Here is an 18,894-nt window from a genome sequence, read left to right as displayed (position 1 = left end):
CAACACAATCATGGCTGGCAAGCCGAATTCAGGCAGAAACTTCAGTAACCAGTTTTGCCAGCTCTTCGGCGTAGCCTCGAACCTGTGTTTCGTCCTCGCCTTCGACCATCACACGCACCAACGGCTCGGTCCCAGACTTGCGCAACAGCACGCGCCCACGCCCAGCCATGGCCTTGGTAACGCGCTCGCTGGCTTCCTTGACCGACGGATGATCCAGCGGGCTCGCACCACCACCGAAACGCACGTTGATCAAGACCTGAGGACACTTGCGCAGCGACTGACGGGCCTGAGCCAGCCCCTCGGAACGAGTCTTCAATGCCATCAGCACCTGCAACGCAGCAATGATCGCGTCACCAGTGGTGGTGTGATTGAAGCAAACGATATGACCCGAGTTCTCACCACCGACCAGCCAATTGCGCTCTAGCAGATCCGCGATCACATAACGGTCACCGACGTTGGCACGCACAAAAGGAATCGACAGATCCGCGAGGGCCAGCTCCAGCCCCAGGTTGCTCATCAAAGTCCCGACCACACCGCCTTTCAACAGGTCTCGCTCATGCAAGTCGCGGGCAATGATGAACAGCAGCTCGTCCCCATCGACAATAGCGCCGGTGTGATCGACCATCAGGACCCGGTCACCATCACCATCGAAAGCAATACCCAGATCGGCATGCTCGGCCAGAACGGCAGCCTGCAACTGACCCATATGGGTCGAACCGCAGTTTTCATTGATGTTCAGGCCGTTTGGCTGCGCGGAAAGCACAACGACGTCGGCGCCCAATTCGCGGAACACACTAGGCGCTACCTTGTAGGTCGCACCGTGAGCGCAATCGATCACGATCTTCAGGCCCGAAAAGCTGGTGCCGGTCGGCACGCTGCTCTTGCAGAATTCAATATAGCGGCCCGAGGCGTCGTTGATTCGCGACACCTTGCCGATCTTGCTCGACTCAACCACCGTCATCGGGGTGTCGAGCAATTCTTCGATCATGTGCTCGACTTCATCCGGCAGCTTGGTGCCCTTTCCGGAGAAAAACTTGATGCCATTGTCATCATGAGGATTGTGCGAAGCACTGATCACGATCCCGGCTTCGGCATGGAACGTACGCGCCAGATAGGCAATGGCCGGCGTCGGCATCGGGCCCAGGAGCATCACGTCGGCACCCGCCGAAGTCAGCCCGGCCTCGAGCGCCGATTCGAACATGTACCCGGAGATCCGGGTGTCCTTGCCTACCAACACTTTGCAGGCGCCCATTTTGCGGAACGCCATGCCCGCAGCCCAACCGAGCTTGAGCATGAATTCAGGAGTAATCGGGTATTCGCCGACCCGACCACGAATGCCGTCGGTGCCAAAGTATTTCTTAGTCATAAGTGCTCCATCATTCTTATTCGGCTGATTCCACTGCGGCGATCATCCGCACCACATCGACGGTTTCGGCCACATCATGGACGCGCAATATACGCGCCCCCTTGAATGAAGCCAGCGCCGCGAGTGCCAAACCGCCATGCAGTCGCTCTCCGACCGGGCGATTCAAGGCCTGACCTATCATGCTCTTTCGCGATACCCCGACCAACAGGGGCCGCCCCAAGACATGCAGGGCTTCCATATGTTTGAACAAGCTCAGGTTGTGCTGCAAGGTTTTGGCGAAGCCGAAACCCGGATCCAGAATGATCCGCTCAGCCGGAATTCCGACAGATGCACACTGCGCCATGCGCTCGAAAAGAAACTCGCCAACCTCTCGGGTGACGTCCTGATAATGCGGATTGTCCTGCATGTCGCCCGGCTCACCAAGCATGTGCATCAGACAGACTGGCAATCCCGTGGCAGCCGCCGCATCCAAAGCCCCCTCTCGACGCAGCGAACGGACGTCATTGATCAAACCCGCACCCAGCCGCGCCGCCTCGCGCATGACCGCTGGCGTGGAGGTATCTACCGAGATAATCACATCCAGCTCGCGGTTGATGCGCTCGACAATCGGCGCTACGCGCTCCAACTCTTCGAGCGGCGAAACCACCCTGGCACCGGGCCGGGTCGATTCGCCACCGACATCAATCAGCGTCGCGCCGGCCAACACCATGGCTTCGGCGTGGCGCAAGGCCGCATCGAGCTGACTGTATTGGCCGCCATCGGAAAAGGAATCGGGGGTGACATTGAGAATGCCCATGACATGCGTCTGGGCCAAATCAAGAACCCGGTTGCCGCAAGGCAACCGGGTCGAGGACTGAACAGAAGTCATTTCAAACCTTAAACGTCAGCAGCCGGACCGCCGATCGGTGTTTCCGGACGCTCGTCCTGCACCACCGGAGGCGTTCCGGAGGTACCGTTGCCGCCCGACCAGTCGCGAGGTTCGCGAGGCGTACGACCCGCCATGATGTCGTCGATCTGATCGGCGTCGATCGTTTCGTACTTCATCAGGGCATCAGCCATGGCATCGAGCTTGTCACGGTTATCCGTCAAGATCTGCTTGGCAGTGCCGTAGCACTGGTCAATGATGCTGCGCACTTCGGAGTCGATCAGCTTGGCTGTCTCACCGGAGAAACTTGCACTCTGACCGCCGCCGCCGCGACCGAGGAACACTTCGCCCTCTTCTTCGGCGTACATCAACGGACCGAGTTTTTCCGACAGCCCCCACTTGGTCACCATGTTCCGTGCAATCTGGCTGGCGCGCATGATGTCGTTGGACGCACCGGTGGTCACACCGTCGAAGCCCAGGGTCATTTCTTCAGCGATACGACCGCCGTACAGAGAGCAGATCTGGCTGATCAACGCACGCTTGGACAGGCTGTAGCGATCTTCTTCCGGCAGGAACATGGTCACACCCAGCGCACGACCGCGCGGGATGATCGACACCTTATAGACCGGATCATGCTCAGGCACGACGCGACCCACAATGGCGTGGCCTGCTTCGTGATAAGCGGTGTTCTGCTTTTCTTTCTCGGACATGACCATGGATTTGCGCTCTGCGCCCATCATGATCTTGTCTTTCGCCAGCTCGAACTCTTTCATCTCGACGATGCGTTTGCCGGTGCGGGCAGCGAACAGCGACGCCTCGTTCACCAGGTTGGCGAGGTCGGCACCGGAGAAGCCAGGCGTACCACGAGCGATCACGGCCGGAGCGACGTCGTCACCCATTGGCACTTTGCGCATGTGGACCTTGAGAATCTGCTCACGACCGCGAATATCCGGCAGACCGACCACAACCTGACGGTCGAAACGGCCGGGACGCAGCAACGCCGGGTCCAGTACGTCCGGACGGTTGGTTGCGGCGATGACGATGATGCCGTCGTTCATTTCGAAGCCGTCCATCTCCACCAGCAACTGGTTGAGAGTCTGCTCGCGCTCGTCGTGACCACCGCCCATACCGGCACCACGGTGGCGACCGACGGCGTCGATTTCATCGATGAAGATGATGCATGGCGCGTGCTTCTTGGCCTGCTCGAACATGTCGCGAACACGGCTGGCACCGACACCGACGAACATTTCGACAAAGTCGGAACCGGAAATGGTGAAGAACGGCACTTTGGCTTCGCCGGCAATCGCCTTGGCCAGCAAGGTTTTACCGGTACCTGGAGGACCGACCATCAGCACGCCACGAGGAATGCGACCACCCAGACGCTGGAACTTGCCCGGATCGCGAAGGAACTCGACCAGCTCGCCGACTTCTTCCTTGGCTTCGTCGCAACCGGCAACGTCAGCCAGGGTGGTTTTCACCTGATCTTCGGAGAGCAGGCGCGCCTTGCTCTTGCCGAAGCTCATCGGCCCGCCCTTGCCTCCGGCACCGCCCTGCATCTGCCGCATGAAGAACATGAAGACGGCGATGATCACCAGGATCGGGAAGCTCGCGACCAGGAGCTGAGTCCAGATGCTTTGCTGTTCAGGCTGCTTGCCTTCGACTACCACGTGGTTGTCCACGAGATCGCCGATCAGACCGTTGTCCTGGATCGCAGGACGAATGGTCTTGAAGCTGTCGCCATCATTGCGCTTACCGGTAATCACATAGCCATCAACGGCTACGCGCTCGACCTTGCCATCCTTGACCTGCTGGATGAAGTCGGAATAGTTGAGGGTCTGCGGCTCGTTAGGGCTGGAGAAGTTGTTCATCACTGTCACGAGGACAGCCGCGATGATCAACCACAGGATCAGATTCTTTGCCATATCGTTCAATTAACTACCCTCTGAAGCAAGCGCCGCTAATGGCGCGCGCTTCGCATGATATTCACCGGCCTAACTTACTACATTACCTACAACACTGGCAGGCGCCGTCTGTAACCCTTTGTGAAACACTTCCTACACAATATTCGCTATTTCCCACAGGGCGAAATACGAAAATCCTATCGACCCGCAAAAAAACCTCGATTTACTCACTACGGCCGCGGTAGCCCCAAGCCAGCATGTATTGCTCGCGGGAACTGCCACGGGAAGAGTCCGGCTTGATCATCTGGACCTTGTCGAATTTCTGACGAGCGTCCTTCACGTAAGCATCAAACCCTTCGCCCTGAAACACCTTGATCACGAAATTACCACCCGGCTTCAGTATCCGAGCCGCCAGATCGAGAGCCAGCTCACATAGAAACATGGCTTTTGGCATATCCACCTCAGGCGTACCACTCATATTGGGGGCCATATCGGAAATCACAAGGTCCACCTGCGAATTACCCACGGCTTCAAGGATCTGAGCGAGCACTTCGTCCTGGGTGAAGTCACCCTGGATGAAAGTCACGTCCGGAATGCTGTCCATTTCCAGGATGTCCGAGGCGATCAGACGCCCCTGACCACCGATCAGCCGACTAGTGACCTGCGACCAGCCGCCGGGCGCCGCGCCCAGGTCGACAACGCTCATACCCGGACGGATCAGCTTGTATTTCTCCTGGACCTCCAGAAGCTTGTAACTCGCACGCGAGCGGTAACCATCCTTCTGCGCCTGCTTCACATAGGGATCATTGACATGTCTTTTCAGCCAACCAAGGCTTGTCTTGGAACGCGCCATTGGGCACCTCGATGATAAGGGTCGTGATTAATTGGGCGGATCCACGAACCCTCGGGTAAAATGGCCGCCATTTTACAGAATCCAGACTAAAGGGTCAGATTATGCCGCTCACTCAAGAGCAGAAGAAACAGTACAAATCCATTGGCCACCATCTGAAACCAGTTTTGATTGTGGCTGACAACGGTTTGACTGAAGGTGTGTTAGCCGAACTTGAACGCGCTTTGGCGGATCACGAGCTGATCAAAATCAAGCTCAACATCCTCGATCGCGAATCGCGACTGGCGTCCATTGCTGAACTCTGCAAGGTCGGCAAAGCGGATCTGGTTCAAGTCATCGGCAAGATGGCTCTGATTTACCGCAAGAACTTCAGCGTCAACAAGCAGCTGTCGAACGTGCATCGCTTCAAGTGATGACAAGGGTCAAGGGTGTGCTTCGCGCACCCTGCCGCTCCATCCTGGCACCGGTTGCAAAACCAGCACCAGCCCGGAAAAACCCAGAACAAGATAGCTGAACACCTGCCAACGCACCGCATCCGGCCAGCCGACACGAACCGCGAAAAACATCGCGCACGCATACAGCGCCATCATCAGCAACTGCCCGCGAATATCGCGCCATAGACTGACAAGGCCCTCGGCCTGAACCAGCACCAAAGCCTGAAAAATGACACACGCCGAGGCGAAACCCACCATCAGCGCATTCAGCATGCCTGCAATTTCGTCGATCAGCAGCGGCGCCAGGCCAATTTGGCCCAACACCGGCAGCAGACCAATGTGTAACAGCCACAGGCCGCCTACCCACAACATCTGAGTCAACTGCCAAAGCATGGCACCCGCACGAAGCGGGTGCCTGCGTTTAGATGTGGCGGACTTCGACAATCTCGTACTCGATAACGCCACCCGGCGTTTTCACGGCAACCACATCACCCTCTTCCTTGGCAATCAAGGCACGGGCCAATGGCGAACCTACCGAAATCTTGCCGAGTTTGAAGTCAGCCTCATCCTCACCCACGATGTGGTAAGTAACGCGCTCATCCGTCTCGACGTTAGCGATTTCAACGGTAGTGCCGAAAATCACTTTGCCGGTGTGGGGAATGGTCGTGACGTCGATGATGACCTGATTCTGAATCCGGCCTTCGATGTCACGAATCCGCGCCTCAACCATACCTTGCTGCTCGCGAGCAGCGTGGTATTCGGCGTTTTCCTTCAAGTCACCCAACTCGCGGGCCGTGCCGATGTCCTGGCTGAGCTTCGGACGGACGACCTTGGTCAGGTGAGCGTGTTCTTCTTCCAGGGCTTTCGCGCCCTGGACGGTCATTGGGTACTTGATCATGCCTTCAATCCTGCGTGTAGATCCTGCAAGCGGCGCACGGTCTTCTCGGGACCAAACTTCAGCGCTTCGCAGATGGCTTCGCCAGCAGCAATGGTGGTGGTGCAATAGATCTTGTGCTGCAAGGCATTACGACGAATGGAGTACGAGTCAGCAATCGACTGGCGACCTTCGGTGGTGTTGATGATCAGGGTGACTTCGTCATTCTTGATCATGTCGACCACGTGCGGACGACCCTCAGTCACTTTGTTCACACGACGCACTTTCAGGCCTGCGGCTTCGATCAGTTTGGCAGTACCGGCAGTGGCAACCACTTCGAAGCCCAAGTTGATCAGATCACGGGCCACGCCTGCAACCAGCGGTTTGTCATCGTCACGCACACTGATGAACGCGGTACCGCCGGTCGGCAGCACTTCGCTGGCGCCCATCTGGGCCTTGGCGAACGCTTCGCCGAAGGTGTCGCCCACGCCCATTACTTCACCCGTGGACTTCATCTCTGGGCCAAGGATAGGGTCCACACCAGGGAATTTGGCGAACGGGAACACCGCCTCTTTCACGCTGTAGAAGTTCGGAATGATTTCTTTGGTGAAGCCGATTTCCTTCAGGGTTTTACCGGCCATCACGCGAGCCGCGATCATGGCCAGGGAAACACCGATGCACTTCGACACGAACGGTACGGTACGGGAAGCGCGCGGGTTGACTTCGATGACGTAGATGTCTTCGCCTTGCAGCGCCAACTGAACGTTCATCAGGCCGACTACGCCCAGTTCCAGGGCCATTTTCTTGACCTGTTCGCGCATCTCGTCCTGGATGTGGGCAGGCAGCGAGTACGGCGGCAGGGAGCACGCGGAGTCACCGGAGTGAACACCGGCCTGCTCGATGTGCTGCATGATCGCGCCGATCACCACGTCGGTGCCGTCGCAAACTGCATCCACGTCCATTTCGATGGCGCAGTTGAGGAAGTGGTCGAGCAGCACCGGGCTGTCGTTGGAAACTTTCACTGCGTCGCGCAGATAGCGCTTGAGCTCTTCTTCTTCGTAGACGATTTCCATCGCACGGCCGCCCAGTACGTAGGACGGACGAACCACCAGCGGGTAACCGATCTTGGCCGCGGCACGAATCGCTTCGTCTTCGCTGCGCACAGTGGCGTTTGGCGGCTGACGCAGGTTCAGACGCTCAACCATCTGCTGGAAGCGCTCACGGTCTTCGGCACGGTCGATGGCGTCAGGGCTGGTGCCGATGATCGGCACGCCGGCTTCTTCCAGGGCACGCGCCAGTTTCAGCGGGGTCTGGCCGCCGTACTGGACGATCACGCCTTTTGGCTTCTCGACGCGGCAGATTTCCAGCACGTCTTCCAGGGTCACTGGTTCGAAGTACAGGCGATCGGAGGTGTCGTAGTCGGTGGAAACGGTTTCCGGGTTGCAGTTGACCATGATGGTCTCGTAACCGTCTTCGCGCAGAGCCAATGCCGCGTGCACGCAGCAGTAGTCGAACTCGATGCCTTGGCCGATACGGTTAGGACCGCCGCCGAGGATCATGATCTTGTCGCGGCCCGACGGCGCGGCTTCGCACTCTTCCTCGTAAGTCGAGTACATGTAGGCGGTGTCGGTGGCGAACTCGGCTGCGCAGGTGTCAACGCGCTTGTAGACCGGGAAGATCTCCAGCTTGTGACGGTGACGACGCAGGTTTTTCTCGGTCACGCCCAGCAGCTTGGCCAGACGCATGTCGGAGAAGCCCTTGCGCTTGAGGCGGAACATCATGTCTTTGTCGATGCTGGCCAGACCCAGGGTCTTGACCTTCTCTTCTTCCTTGATCAGATCTTCGATCTGCACCAGGAACCACGGGTCGATCATGTTCATGCCGAAGATGTCTTCGACCGACAGGCCGGCGCGGAACGCGTCAGCCACGTACCAGATACGCTCGGCACCCGGCACGGTCAGTTCGCGCTTGAGGATGCTCATGCTTTCCGGGTTGCTCAGGTCGAGCTTCTCGTCCAGGCCACAAACGCCCACTTCCAGACCGCGCAGGGCTTTCTGCAGGGATTCCTGGAAGGTCCGGCCGATGGCCATGACTTCACCGACCGACTTCATTTGAGTGGTCAGGCGTGCGTCGGCTTTCGGGAATTTCTCGAAGGCGAAGCGTGGCAGCTTGGTCACGACGTAGTCGATGGACGGCTCGAAGGATGCAGGCGTAGCGCCGCCGGTGATTTCGTTCTGCAGTTCGTCCAGGGTGTAGCCGATCGCCAGCTTGGCAGCGATACGCGCAATCGGGAAACCAGTGGCTTTCGAGGCCAGCGCCGAAGAACGGGATACCCGCGGGTTCATCTCGATGACCACCATGCGGCCAGTGTCCGGGCAGATGCCGAACTGGACGTTGGAGCCGCCGGTTTCCACGCCGATCTCGCGCAGTACCGCCAGGGAGGCGTTACGCATGATCTGGTATTCCTTGTCCGTCAGGGTCTGTGCCGGAGCAACGGTGATCGAGTCACCGGTGTGCACGCCCATCGGGTCAAAGTTTTCAATGGAGCAGACGATGATGCAGTTGTCCTTCTTATCGCGGACAACCTCCATCTCGTACTCTTTCCAGCCGATCAGGGATTCGTCAATCAGCAGCTCTTTGGTCGGCGACAGGTCCAGGCCGCGGGCGCAGATTTCTTCGAACTCTTCACGGTTGTAAGCGATACCGCCACCGGTGCCACCCATGGTGAAGGACGGACGGATGATGCACGGGAAGCCAAGCTTCTCGAGCACTGCGTTGGCTTCTTCCATGCTGTGGGCGATACCCGAACGCGGGCAGTCCAGGCCAATGGATTTCATCGCCTTGTCGAAGCGCGAACGGTCTTCAGCCTTGTCGATGGTGTCGGCATTGGCGCCGATCATCTCTACGCCGAATTTCTCCAGGACGCCTTCGCGCTCCAGGTCCAGTGCGCAGTTCAGCGCGGTCTGGCCGCCCATGGTTGGCAGCAGCGCGTCCGGACGCTCTTTCTCGATGATCTTGGCAACGGTCTGCCATTTGATCGGCTCGATGTAGGTGGCGTCGGCCATGTCCGGGTCGGTCATGATGGTCGCTGGGTTAGAGTTCACCAGGATGACGCGGTAACCCTCCTCGCGCAGGGCTTTGCAGGCCTGGGCGCCGGAGTAGTCGAATTCGCAGGCCTGGCCGATAACGATCGGGCCAGCGCCGAGAATCAGGATGCTTTTAATGTCTGTACGTTTTGGCATGGGTTTGTCACTCAAATCCGCAGGTCAGTCGGCAAGCCGTCTTGTTCAATCTGTGAAGCCTTGAGGGGGTCGCCGTTGTCGGGACCGCCCTCAAGCTTTGCTGCATCAAGGCTAGCGATCAGCGTCGCTTGGCCATTTCGTTGATGAAGCGATCGAACAGAGGCGCTACGTCGTTCGGGCCAGGGCTGGCTTCCGGGTGACCCTGGAAGCTGAAGGCGCTCTTGTCGGTACGCTCGATGCCTTGCAGGGTGCCGTCAAACAGCGATTTGTGAATCGCGCGAACGTTGGCTGGCAGGGTCGCTTCGTCTACCGCAAAACCGTGGTTCTGGCTGGTGATCATCACCACGCCACTGTCCAGATCCTGAACCGGGTGGTTGGCACCATGGTGGCCATGGCCCATTTTCAGGGTCTTGGCGCCGGAAGCCAGGGCCAACAGTTGGTGACCGAGGCAGATGCCGAATACCGGAATCTCGGTTTCCAGCACATCCTTGATCGCCTGGATCGCGTAGTCGCAAGGCTCCGGATCACCAGGGCCGTTGGACAGGAACACACCGTCCGGTTTCATCGCCAGCACGTCAGCGGCAGGCGTTTGCGCCGGCACCACGGTTACGCGGCAACCGCGCTCGACCAGCATGCGCAGGATGTTCAGCTTGACGCCGTAGTCGTAGGCAACCACGTGGTACGGCAGCTCGGAGGCTTCGATGGTCGCGTGGCTGTCGGTTTTCAAGTCCCAGACAGTCGAGCGCCACTCGTAGGTTTCCTTGGTGCTGACGACTTTCGCCAGGTCCATGCCTTTGAGGCCAGGAAAGCCCTGAGCAGCAGCGATGGCCGCTTCTTCGGAAATGTTGTCACCGGCCATGATGCAGCCGTTCTGCGCACCTTTTTCACGCAGGATGCGTGTCAGGCGGCGGGTGTCGATACCGGCGATGGCCACAACGTTGTTGGCTTTCAGGTAGTCAGACAGGGACATCGTGTTACGCCAGTTGCTCGCAACCAGTGGCAGGTCACGGATGACCAGGCCAGCGGACCAGACGCGATCGGACTCGGCGTCTTCCGGCGTGGTGCCGGTGTTGCCGATGTGCGGGTAAGTCAGGGTAACGATCTGTTGGGCGTAGGAAGGATCGGTAAGGATTTCCTGATAGCCGGTCATTGCGGTGTTAAACACCACCTCACCAACGGTTTGACCGTCGGCTCCAATGGCTTCGCCGCGAAAAATGCTGCCATCAGCAAGGGCGAGTATGGCTGGCTTAGTCAAGAAGACCTCCCGTAAATAAAGCCTGAAAGGGCGATCGCAGGTGTAAAAAAGCGGAGTGACGTATGGACACGTCACCCCGCTCATTCACTGAATTATTCTGCGCGCTTTTAGTGAACACACTAAAGCTGTAGCTTACAGAAAAAGGCATTTTTGGTCTACCGCCAATGAGCCTTAAAGGCCGGAGAATGCGACAGGACGTCGCTTGGCGTAATAAAACCGGGCCCAAACACAATGCTGGAACCCGGTTTCGGCTGCATCTTAACGCAGGTCGAGCACGTCTTGCATGTCGTAGAGGCCCGGCTCGCGACCCTCCAGCCACAACGCCGCACGCACAGCACCCTTGGCGAAAGTCATACGACTCGACGCCTTGTGCGTGATTTCCAGGCGCTCGCCCTCACAGGCGAACAGCACGGTGTGATCACCCACCACATCACCGCCGCGCACAGTGGCAAAACCGATCGTTTCACGCTCACGCGCACCGGTGTGACCTTCACGCCCGTAGACCGCGACCTTCTGCAGGTCACGATCCAGCGCGCTGGCAATCACTTCACCCATGCGCAGGGCCGTGCCTGAAGGCGCGTCGATCTTGTGCCGATGATGAGCCTCGATGATTTCGATATCCGCCTCATCACCCAGCACGCGAGCAGCCATATCGAGCAGCTTCAGCGACAGGTTCACGCCGACGCTGAAATTGGCCGCGAACACGATAGGAATGTCCTTGCCCGCCTCGACCAGCAATTGCTTCTGCGCAGCGTCCAGCCCGGTCGTACCGATCACCATGGCCTTGCCTGCCTTACGACAGAACGCCAGGTTTTTCAGCATGACTTCCGGGAGCGTGAAATCGATCAACACATCGAATTCTTCAGCCACCGCGTCCACATGACTGGAGAGCGGCACGCCGATACGCCCTAACGAAGCCAGCTCACCGGCATCAACGCCGATCAGCGTGCTGCCGGGGCGCACGATGGCGGCTGTCAGGCCGGTCAACGGTGCACGCTGCTGCACGGCTTCGACCAGGATTTTGCCCATGCGGCCAGCAGCGCCCATCACAGCTATACGTCGCATGCTCACTCCTTACAGATCGCCGAAGAAGCGCTTCACGCCTTCGAACCAACCGGTGGTTTTCGGCGAATGGCTATTGTCGTCTGCCAGCGAACTACGGAACTCTTCCAGCAATTCGCGCTGACGACGACCCAGATTGACCGGGGTTTCCACTGCCACACGGCACATCAAGTCGCCAGCACCGCCGCCACGCACGGGCGCAACGCCTTTGCCGCGAACGCGGAACTGCTTGCCGGTCTGAGTCCCCTCGGGGATTTTCAGTTTGACCCGACCATCAAGGGTCGGAATCTCCAGCTCGCCGCCCAGCGCCGCATCGACGAAGCTGATCGGCACTTCGCAGAACAGGTGCTTGCCGTCGCGCTGGAAGATTGCGTGCTCGCGCACATTGATCACCACGTACAGGTCGCCCGTCGGGCCACCCTGGGCGCCCGCCTCGCCTTCGCCGGACAAGCGAATGCGGTCACCGGTGTCGACACCGGCCGGCACTTTTACGGAAAGGGTTTTGTATTCTTCAACGCGACCGTCACCATTGCAGGAGGTGCATGGATCAGAAATGATCTTGCCCTGACCATGGCAGCGCGGGCAGGTTTGCTGCACCGAGAAGAAACCTTGTTGCATGCGGACCTGACCGATACCGCCGCACGTCGGGCAGGTGACCGGCGAGGAGCCTTTCTTGGCACCCGAGCCATCGCACGGCTTGCAGTTGACCAGTGTCGGAACGCGAATATTCACGGTGGTGCCGCGTACCGCTTCTTCCAGATTCAGTTCCAAGGTGTAGCGCAGGTCGCTGCCGCGCTGAGCGCCGCCACGAGCACCGCCGCGACCGCCACCGAAGAAGTCACTGAAGACATCGCCAAAGATGTCGGAGAAGTTCTGCCCACCAAACCCGGCACCGCCGCCGCCCATGCTTGGGTCGACGCCGGCATGACCATACTGGTCGTACGCCGCGCGTTTGCTGGAATCGGACAGCACTTCATAGGCCTCGTTGGCCTCTTTGAACATTTCTTCCGACGCTTTGTCATCGGGATTACGGTCCGGGTGGTGTTTCATCGCCAGGCGACGGTAGGCCTTTTTCAGGTCTGCTTCGCTAGAACCACGCTCAACACCCAATACTTCGTAATAGTCACGCTTTGCCATAAGTCTTTGCACTCTTAAGGACGTTCGGCAAACCCCTCCTGAGCCTCGCCAAACTCGTTGAGCCCCAATACAGGCCCGGACCCAACTCACGTCAATTCAACGATCCTGGTCTTTGATTCATTGCAGTACTTTCGACTCGAAAAGCAGGAGCATCTTCGGCCATACCGCCAACACACGAACGCTGTCGCATGCTGTAAAAATTCGTGTACTCCAGACACGCCAACGCGGGAGCAAGCTCCCGCGCGGCGACATCCTACCAGTCACCGCCTCAAGGCAGTCAACCGGGCGACCACTAACTTACTTGTGGTCTTTGACTTCTTCGAACTCGGCATCGACAACGTCGTCAGCCTTTTCAGCTTTTTCGTCGTGCGGTGCAGCGCCTTCAGCAGGCTGGGCCTGTTCGGCGTACATCTTCTGCGCCACTGGAGCGGAGACTTTCGACAGCTCTTCAACCTTCGCTTCGATGGCAGCCTTGTCGTCGCCTTTAACGGCGGCTTCCAGGGCAACCACTGCCGCTTCGATTGCAGTCTTCTCTTCAGCAGTCACTTTATCGCCAGCGTCTGCGACCATTTTGCGAGTCGAGTGAACCAGCGCATCGCCCTGGTTGCGAGCAGCGGCCAGCTCTTCGAACTTGCGGTCTTCCTCGGAGTTCGCTTCAGCGTCGCGAATCATTTTCTCGATCTCTTCATCAGACAAACCGGAGTTAGCCTTGATCACGATCGATTGAGCCTTGCCGGTGGCCTTGTCTTTGGCGCCTACGTGCAGGATGCCGTTGGCGTCGATGTCGAAGGTCACTTCGATTTGTGGCACGCCACGTGGTGCTGGTGGAATCTCGGCCAGGTCGAACTTGCCCAGGGACTTGTTCTGGGAAGCTTGCTTACGCTCGCCTTGCAGCACGTGAATGGTCACGGCGCCCTGGTTGTCGTCGGCAGTCGAGAACACTTGCGATTTCTTGGTAGGAATCGTGGTGTTTTTCTCGATCAGCGCGGTCATCACGCCACCCATGGTTTCGATACCCAGGGTCAGCGGGCTGACGTCGAGCAGCAGAACGTCTTTCACGTCACCGGCCAATACGGCGCCCTGGATAGCAGCACCCATGGCAACGGCTTCGTCCGGGTTCACGTCTTTACGCGCTTCTTTACCGAAGAACTCGGTCACCAGCTTCTGAACCAGTGGCATACGGGTCTGACCGCCGACCAGGATCACGTCGTTGATGGCGCCAACGTCGATGCCGGAGTCTTTCAGAGCGATGCGGCAAGGTTCGATGGTGCGTTGAACCAGGTCTTCTACCAGCGCTTCCAGCTTGGCGCGGGAGATTTTCACGTTCAAGTGCTTAGGACCGGTGGCGTCTGCAGTGATGTACGGCAGATTCACATCGGTCGAATTGCTCGAAGACAGTTCGATCTTGGCTTTCTCAGCGGCTTCTTTCAGGCGCTGCATCGCCAGCGGGTCACCTTTGAGGTTCATGCCGCTTTCTTTCTTGAATTCGTCGACGAGGTAGTCGATCAGACGAATGTCAAAGTCTTCACCGCCCAGGAACGTGTCACCGTTGGTGGCCAATACTTCGAACTGGTGCTCGCCATCGACTTCAGCGATCTCGATCACGGAAACGTCGAAAGTACCGCCGCCCAGGTCGTAAACGATCACGGTGTGATCGCCTTTCGCCTTGTCCATACCGTAAGCCAGAGCGGCTGCGGTTGGTTCGTTGATGATACGTTTAACGTCCAGGCCCGCGATGCGGCCGGCGTCTTTGGTCGCCTGGCGCTGGCTGTCGTTGAAGTAGGCCGGAACGGTGATCACCGCTTCGGTCACTGGCTCGCCGAGGTAGTCTTCGGCGGTCTTCTTCATTTTCTTCAGAATTTCAGCCGAGATCTGTGGCGGCGACATTTTCTGGCCGTTCACTTCTACCCATGCGTCGCCGTTATCAGCCTTGGCGATTTTGTAAGGGACCATCTTGATGTCTTTCTGTACGACTTCTTCGTCGAACTTACGACCAATCAGACGCTTCACCGCATACAGGGTGTTGTGCGGATTGGTCACTGCCTGACGCTTGGCCGACTGACCAACGAGGATTTCGCCGTCGTTGGCGTAAGCGATGATCGACGGCGTGGTACGCGCGCCTTCAGCGTTTTCAATAACTTTGGCTACGCCGTTTTCAAGCACGGAGACGCAGGAGTTGGTAGTCCCCAGGTCGATACCGATAATTTTGCCCATGTTAACTCTCCCGAAACTTTGGATTTGGTTGCCGCAGCAGTGGTGGCTAACTGCGGTAGCACTTAAACGCTTGACTTCTAAATGGGGGCCTTGCGGCTAATTTCAAGCCTGCTCGTCAATAGAAGGCGAAACAGGTGCCGGGGCCTTGCTGACCACGACCATGGCCGGGCGCAGCAGACGACCATTGAGCTGATAGCCCTTCTGGAACACCTTGAGCACACTGTTCGGTTCGACGTCAGCGCTTTCCTGCATGGCCATTGCCTGGTGAAGAACGGCATTGAACGGTTCGCCATGCGGATCGATCGCTTCCAGCTGATAACGCTTCAGGGTGTCCTGGAACATTTTCAGGGTCAGCTCGATGCCTTCGCGCATTGGGCGGATGCTTTCGTCGTCCGGGTTGGACAACTCCAGACCACGCTCCAGGCTGTCGATGATCGGCAGCAAATCGCCTGCAAATTTTTCCAGGGCGAATTTGTGCGCTTTTTCTACATCCTGCTCGGCGCGACGGCGGACGTTCTGCAGATCGGCGGCAACACGCAAAGCCTGATCCTGCGCGCCTGCCAGTTGCTCTTCGAGCACTTGTACACGAGCCGCGAGGTCTTCACCCGACGCAGCGGAGCCCTGGTTGGCATCTTGATTTTGCGTATCCACTGTCTGTTCGTCAGCCATAGATTTCTCCTTTCAATATCGTCCGCGAGCTCAACTCGCGCTTCTGCCCAGCTATATGGGGCCGCAAAAATCAGCTTCAAGGGGTTGGTTGTGATTAACCCTACAAAAAACAGCTGCATTGTCATTCCTCGACACGCTAACGATTTCGTCGGATCAAGCCAATCGAGCTAAGCGAGGGCATTGTCAGCCGCAAAGAAAACACTGTATAAATAACCAGACCTAAAGCTTGGGAGCGGCCTTTATGCTGGTGCACCTGTCCGTACACAATTACGCCATCGTTGAACATCTCGATCTCGAACTCGATCGCGGGATGAGTGTGATCACAGGGGAAACCGGCGCCGGCAAGTCGATCATGCTCGACGCCCTCGGCCTGACCCTGGGCGATCGCGCCGACAGTGGCGTGGTCCGTCCCGGCGCCGACAAGGCTGACATCCTGGCCACCTTCGACCTGGTCGATATTCCCGAGGCCAGCGCCTGGCTTGCCGAGCGCGACCTTGAAAGCGACGGCCCGTGCATCCTGCGCCGGGTGATTACCGCTGAAGGGCGTTCTCGCGGCTATATCAATGGCACCCCCTGTCCGCTCGGCGATCTCAAGGCCCTGGGCGAGTTGCTGATCGATATCCACAGCCAGCACGAGCACCAATCCCTGCTCAAGACCGACACTCACCGCCGCCTGCTCGACGAATACGCCGGCGCCACCGACCTTGCCCGCCAGGTGCAATTGGCCGCCCAACGCTGGCGCCAGACCCGTCAGGAGCTGGAGCGCCTGTCCAACTCTGGCGATGAGCAGCGCGCGCGCCATCAATTGCTCAGCTATCAACTCGAAGAGCTGGAAAACCTCGGCCTCGGCGAAAACGAATTGGAGCAGTTGGAACAGGAACACAAGAACCTGACCAATGCCGAAACCTTGCTGGGCATCTGCCGACAAGTGGTCGAACAGTGCAGCGAAAGTGATTCCGGCAATGTGCTGAATGCCCTGACCGCCAGCCTCAATCGCCTGTCGAGTGTGAACAACTCCATTGGTGCGCTGGGCGAAGCCAGCAGCTTGCTGACCAGTGCGCAGATCCAGGTTGAAGAGGCCGTGGGTGAGCTCAATCGCTTTCTCGATAACTTCGATGCCGACCCGGCGCGCCTGCAGTACCTCGAAGAACGCCTCGATGCGATCTACACCATGGCGCGCAAACACCGCATCCAGCCGACCGAGGTCGCGGAGATGCAGCAGCGCTTGCTGGATGAAATCGAAACCCTGAACGCCAATGATGAATCCATCGAACGACTAAGCGATGAGCTGGCGTCCTATGCCCGCCACTATCAGGAGAAGGCACGGGAACTGAGCGATTTGCGCCACCAAGCCTCCAGCAGCCTGGCCAGTGCCGTGGAACAGGAAATCCAGCGCCTGGGCATGCCTGGCGGTCGTTTCACCATCGAGCTGCGCCCCAACAGCAGTGATGAGTTGCTGCCTAACGGGCTCGAACAGGTAGAACTGCTGGTCAGCGCCAACCCCGGCCAACCCTTGAAAGCCTTGGCCAAAGTAGCCTCGGGGGGTGAGCTGTCGCGGATCAGCCTTGCGATTCAGGTGATCACCGCACAAACCTCGCGCGTGCCCACCCTGGTGTTCGACGAAGTGGACGTAGGCATTGGCGGCCCGACGGCCGAGATTGTCGGTCAGTTACTGCGCCGCCTCGGTGAACGCGGACAGGTACTGACGGTGACTCACTTGCCGCAAGTGGCGGCGCAAGGGCATCAGCATCTGTTTGTGCACAAGGTGCGTGGCGAGGATGCGACCCACACGGCCGTCTCCAAGCTCAGCAAGAATGATCGTGTCGAAGAAGTTGCACGGATGCTGGGCGGCATCGACCTGACCAAGGAATCCCTGGCCCACGCGAAAAAAATGGTCGTTACCGCAAAAATTTAGGAACGGCAGAAAGCACGAAGGCGACCCTGGGGTCGCCTTCGCTCGTTTCGCGAACCTGAAGTTCGCGCGACATGCTTACTTTTTCTTGCGTACGTACAGCACAAGATTGTGATCAACCATCTCGAAGCCATACTTGTCGACGATGGCTTTCTGCAGACGCTCGATTTCTTCGTCGAAGAATTCGATCACCTCACTGGTCTCGACGTTGACCATATGGTCGTGATGCTTGCCATCGTCCAGCTCGAAGACCGCATGGCCTCCGTCGAAGTTGTGCCGCACCACAAGGCCAGCTGCCTCGAACTGAGTCAGTACACGGTAAACCGTGGCCAGACCGACGTCCTCACCAGCCTCCATCAGCGCCTTGTATACATCCTCGGCACTCATGTGGCGTTGCTCGGCGGAATCGAGCATTTGCAGAATCTTGACCCGTGGAAGGGTCACTTTGAGGCCGGCTTTGCGTAGTTCGCTATTTTCAACCATGGTCAGCTTTCTCGCGATGCTGCTTCGCAGCTTCTCTTAATGCGGGTATGATCGGCGTTTACGTTGTCCCAGCCAAGATAGTGGAAGTCGCCCACCGATGCAAAACACCAAGCTCTTGCTAACCAGTTTCACCTTTGTGGGACTGCTCGCACTCGCCGGTTGTTCATTCCCCGGGGTTTACAAAATCGACATCCAGCAGGGCAATGTCGTCACGCAGGACATGATAGACCAGTTACGCCCGGGAATGACCCGCCGGCAAGTACGGTTTATCATGGGTAACCCTCTGCTGACCGACACGTTCCATGCCGATCGCTGGGATTATCTGTACAGCCTGCAACCGGGTGGCGGTGAACGCCAACAGGAACGCATTAGCGTTATCTTCAACCCAAATGATCAACTTGTCAGCCTCTCAGGTGATTTCATGCCAGGCGTGAGCCGGGACGAAGCCATTCTCGGCAAGGACAGTGGCACTAACGTGACCGCACCTGCTGAAAACGCCGAGAAGCCGAAACCGGAAAAACCGGTCAAGCCAGGTTCGTTGCTGGATCAGATCCAGAAGGATGTGGACGGCGTAGAAACCGTTCCAGTCCCGACGCCAGAACCGTTGGAAACCTCGCCGCAATAATTTGC

At 58.2% G+C, this 18,894-nt stretch carries 16 protein-coding genes; 3 read left to right on the top strand and 13 right to left on the bottom strand.

What is annotated here, in order from left to right:
- Window positions 1-28: 28 nt before the first annotated feature.
- The 4 genes from glmM to rlmE all read right to left on the bottom strand — a co-directional run bounded on the left by glmM (window position 29) and on the right by rlmE (window position 4,985).
- Window positions 29-1,366, bottom strand: a complete 1,338-nt coding sequence (gene glmM, locus F8N43_RS22425) for a phosphoglucosamine mutase (protein WP_150654392.1) — start codon at window positions 1,364-1,366, stop codon at window positions 29-31.
- Window positions 1,367-1,382: 16 nt separating this feature from the next.
- Window positions 1,383-2,234: a dihydropteroate synthase gene (gene folP / locus F8N43_RS22420; RefSeq protein WP_150654391.1), complete on the bottom strand. Its 852-nt coding sequence runs from the start codon at window positions 2,232-2,234 to the stop codon at window positions 1,383-1,385.
- Between the two features lie 8 nt (window positions 2,235-2,242).
- Complete coding sequence (ftsH, locus tag F8N43_RS22415) at window positions 2,243-4,153, bottom strand: ATP-dependent zinc metalloprotease FtsH (RefSeq protein WP_150633540.1); 1,911 nt, start codon at window positions 4,151-4,153, stop codon at window positions 2,243-2,245.
- A gap of 202 nt (window positions 4,154-4,355) precedes the next feature.
- Complete coding sequence (gene rlmE / locus F8N43_RS22410) at window positions 4,356-4,985, bottom strand: 23S rRNA (uridine(2552)-2'-O)-methyltransferase RlmE (protein ID WP_007900501.1); 630 nt, start codon at window positions 4,983-4,985, stop codon at window positions 4,356-4,358.
- A 101-nt stretch (window positions 4,986-5,086) separates the two neighbouring features.
- Between rlmE and F8N43_RS22405 the strand changes: the two genes are divergently transcribed.
- Window positions 5,087-5,395, top strand: a complete 309-nt coding sequence (locus F8N43_RS22405) for a YhbY family RNA-binding protein (RefSeq protein ID WP_007942889.1) — start codon at window positions 5,087-5,089, stop codon at window positions 5,393-5,395.
- 9 nt (window positions 5,396-5,404) lie between these two features.
- On the opposite strand, the gene F8N43_RS22400 is transcribed toward F8N43_RS22405, so the two are convergent.
- The 8 genes from F8N43_RS22400 to grpE form a co-directional block, all read right to left on the bottom strand.
- Window positions 5,405-5,809 (bottom strand): MFS transporter, encoded by a 405-nt coding sequence (locus F8N43_RS22400; protein ID WP_150633541.1) that lies wholly within the window; start codon window positions 5,807-5,809, stop codon window positions 5,405-5,407.
- A 28-nt stretch (window positions 5,810-5,837) separates the two neighbouring features.
- Window positions 5,838-6,314, bottom strand: a complete 477-nt coding sequence (gene greA / locus F8N43_RS22395; RefSeq protein WP_150633542.1) for a transcription elongation factor GreA — start codon at window positions 6,312-6,314, stop codon at window positions 5,838-5,840.
- Window positions 6,311-9,532, bottom strand: a complete 3,222-nt coding sequence (carB, locus tag F8N43_RS22390; protein WP_150639734.1) for a carbamoyl-phosphate synthase large subunit — start codon at window positions 9,530-9,532, stop codon at window positions 6,311-6,313. The genes greA and carB overlap by 4 nt, the downstream gene beginning before the upstream one ends.
- A gap of 118 nt (window positions 9,533-9,650) precedes the next feature.
- Entirely contained in the window at window positions 9,651-10,787 is a 1,137-nt protein-coding gene (carA, locus tag F8N43_RS22385) for a glutamine-hydrolyzing carbamoyl-phosphate synthase small subunit (RefSeq protein ID WP_150633544.1), read from the bottom strand.
- 258 nt (window positions 10,788-11,045) lie between these two features.
- Window positions 11,046-11,852: a 4-hydroxy-tetrahydrodipicolinate reductase gene (gene dapB / locus F8N43_RS22380; RefSeq protein ID WP_150654390.1), complete on the bottom strand. Its 807-nt coding sequence runs from the start codon at window positions 11,850-11,852 to the stop codon at window positions 11,046-11,048.
- Window positions 11,853-11,861: 9 nt separating this feature from the next.
- Window positions 11,862-12,986 carry a molecular chaperone DnaJ gene (gene dnaJ, locus F8N43_RS22375; protein WP_084321840.1) on the bottom strand — a complete coding sequence of 375 codons (1,125 nt, stop codon included), beginning with the start codon at window positions 12,984-12,986 and terminating at the stop codon, window positions 11,862-11,864.
- 297 nt (window positions 12,987-13,283) lie between these two features.
- Window positions 13,284-15,200: a molecular chaperone DnaK gene (gene dnaK / locus F8N43_RS22370; protein WP_150633546.1), complete on the bottom strand. Its 1,917-nt coding sequence runs from the start codon at window positions 15,198-15,200 to the stop codon at window positions 13,284-13,286.
- Window positions 15,201-15,302: 102 nt separating this feature from the next.
- Window positions 15,303-15,869, bottom strand: a complete 567-nt coding sequence (grpE, locus tag F8N43_RS22365; RefSeq protein ID WP_017336461.1) for a nucleotide exchange factor GrpE — start codon at window positions 15,867-15,869, stop codon at window positions 15,303-15,305.
- Window positions 15,870-16,110: 241 nt separating this feature from the next.
- Between grpE and recN the strand changes: the two genes are divergently transcribed.
- Window positions 16,111-17,784 carry a DNA repair protein RecN gene (gene recN / locus F8N43_RS22360; RefSeq protein WP_150633547.1) on the top strand — a complete coding sequence of 558 codons (1,674 nt, stop codon included), beginning with the start codon at window positions 16,111-16,113 and terminating at the stop codon, window positions 17,782-17,784.
- 75 nt (window positions 17,785-17,859) lie between these two features.
- Here the strand turns inward: recN and fur are convergent, their stop codons facing one another.
- The gene (fur, locus tag F8N43_RS22355) at window positions 17,860-18,264 is read right to left on the bottom strand and encodes a ferric iron uptake transcriptional regulator (RefSeq protein ID WP_003197684.1); all 405 of its coding nucleotides are present in this window, start codon (window positions 18,262-18,264) and stop codon (window positions 17,860-17,862) included.
- A 97-nt stretch (window positions 18,265-18,361) separates the two neighbouring features.
- On the opposite strand from fur, the gene F8N43_RS22350 reads away from it, so the two are divergent.
- A complete protein-coding gene (locus F8N43_RS22350) occupies window positions 18,362-18,889 on the top strand; it encodes an outer membrane protein assembly factor BamE (RefSeq protein ID WP_150633548.1) in 528 nt (175 codons plus the stop codon).
- Window positions 18,890-18,894: the final 5 nt, after the last annotated feature.

The sequence above is a fragment of the Pseudomonas fluorescens genome, from assembly GCF_902498065.1.
Lineage (GTDB): Bacteria > Pseudomonadota > Gammaproteobacteria > Pseudomonadales > Pseudomonadaceae > Aquipseudomonas > Aquipseudomonas fluorescens_BJ.
Note: the sequence above shows the minus strand (reverse complement) of the source record. Positions and strands in the feature narration are given on the sequence as shown.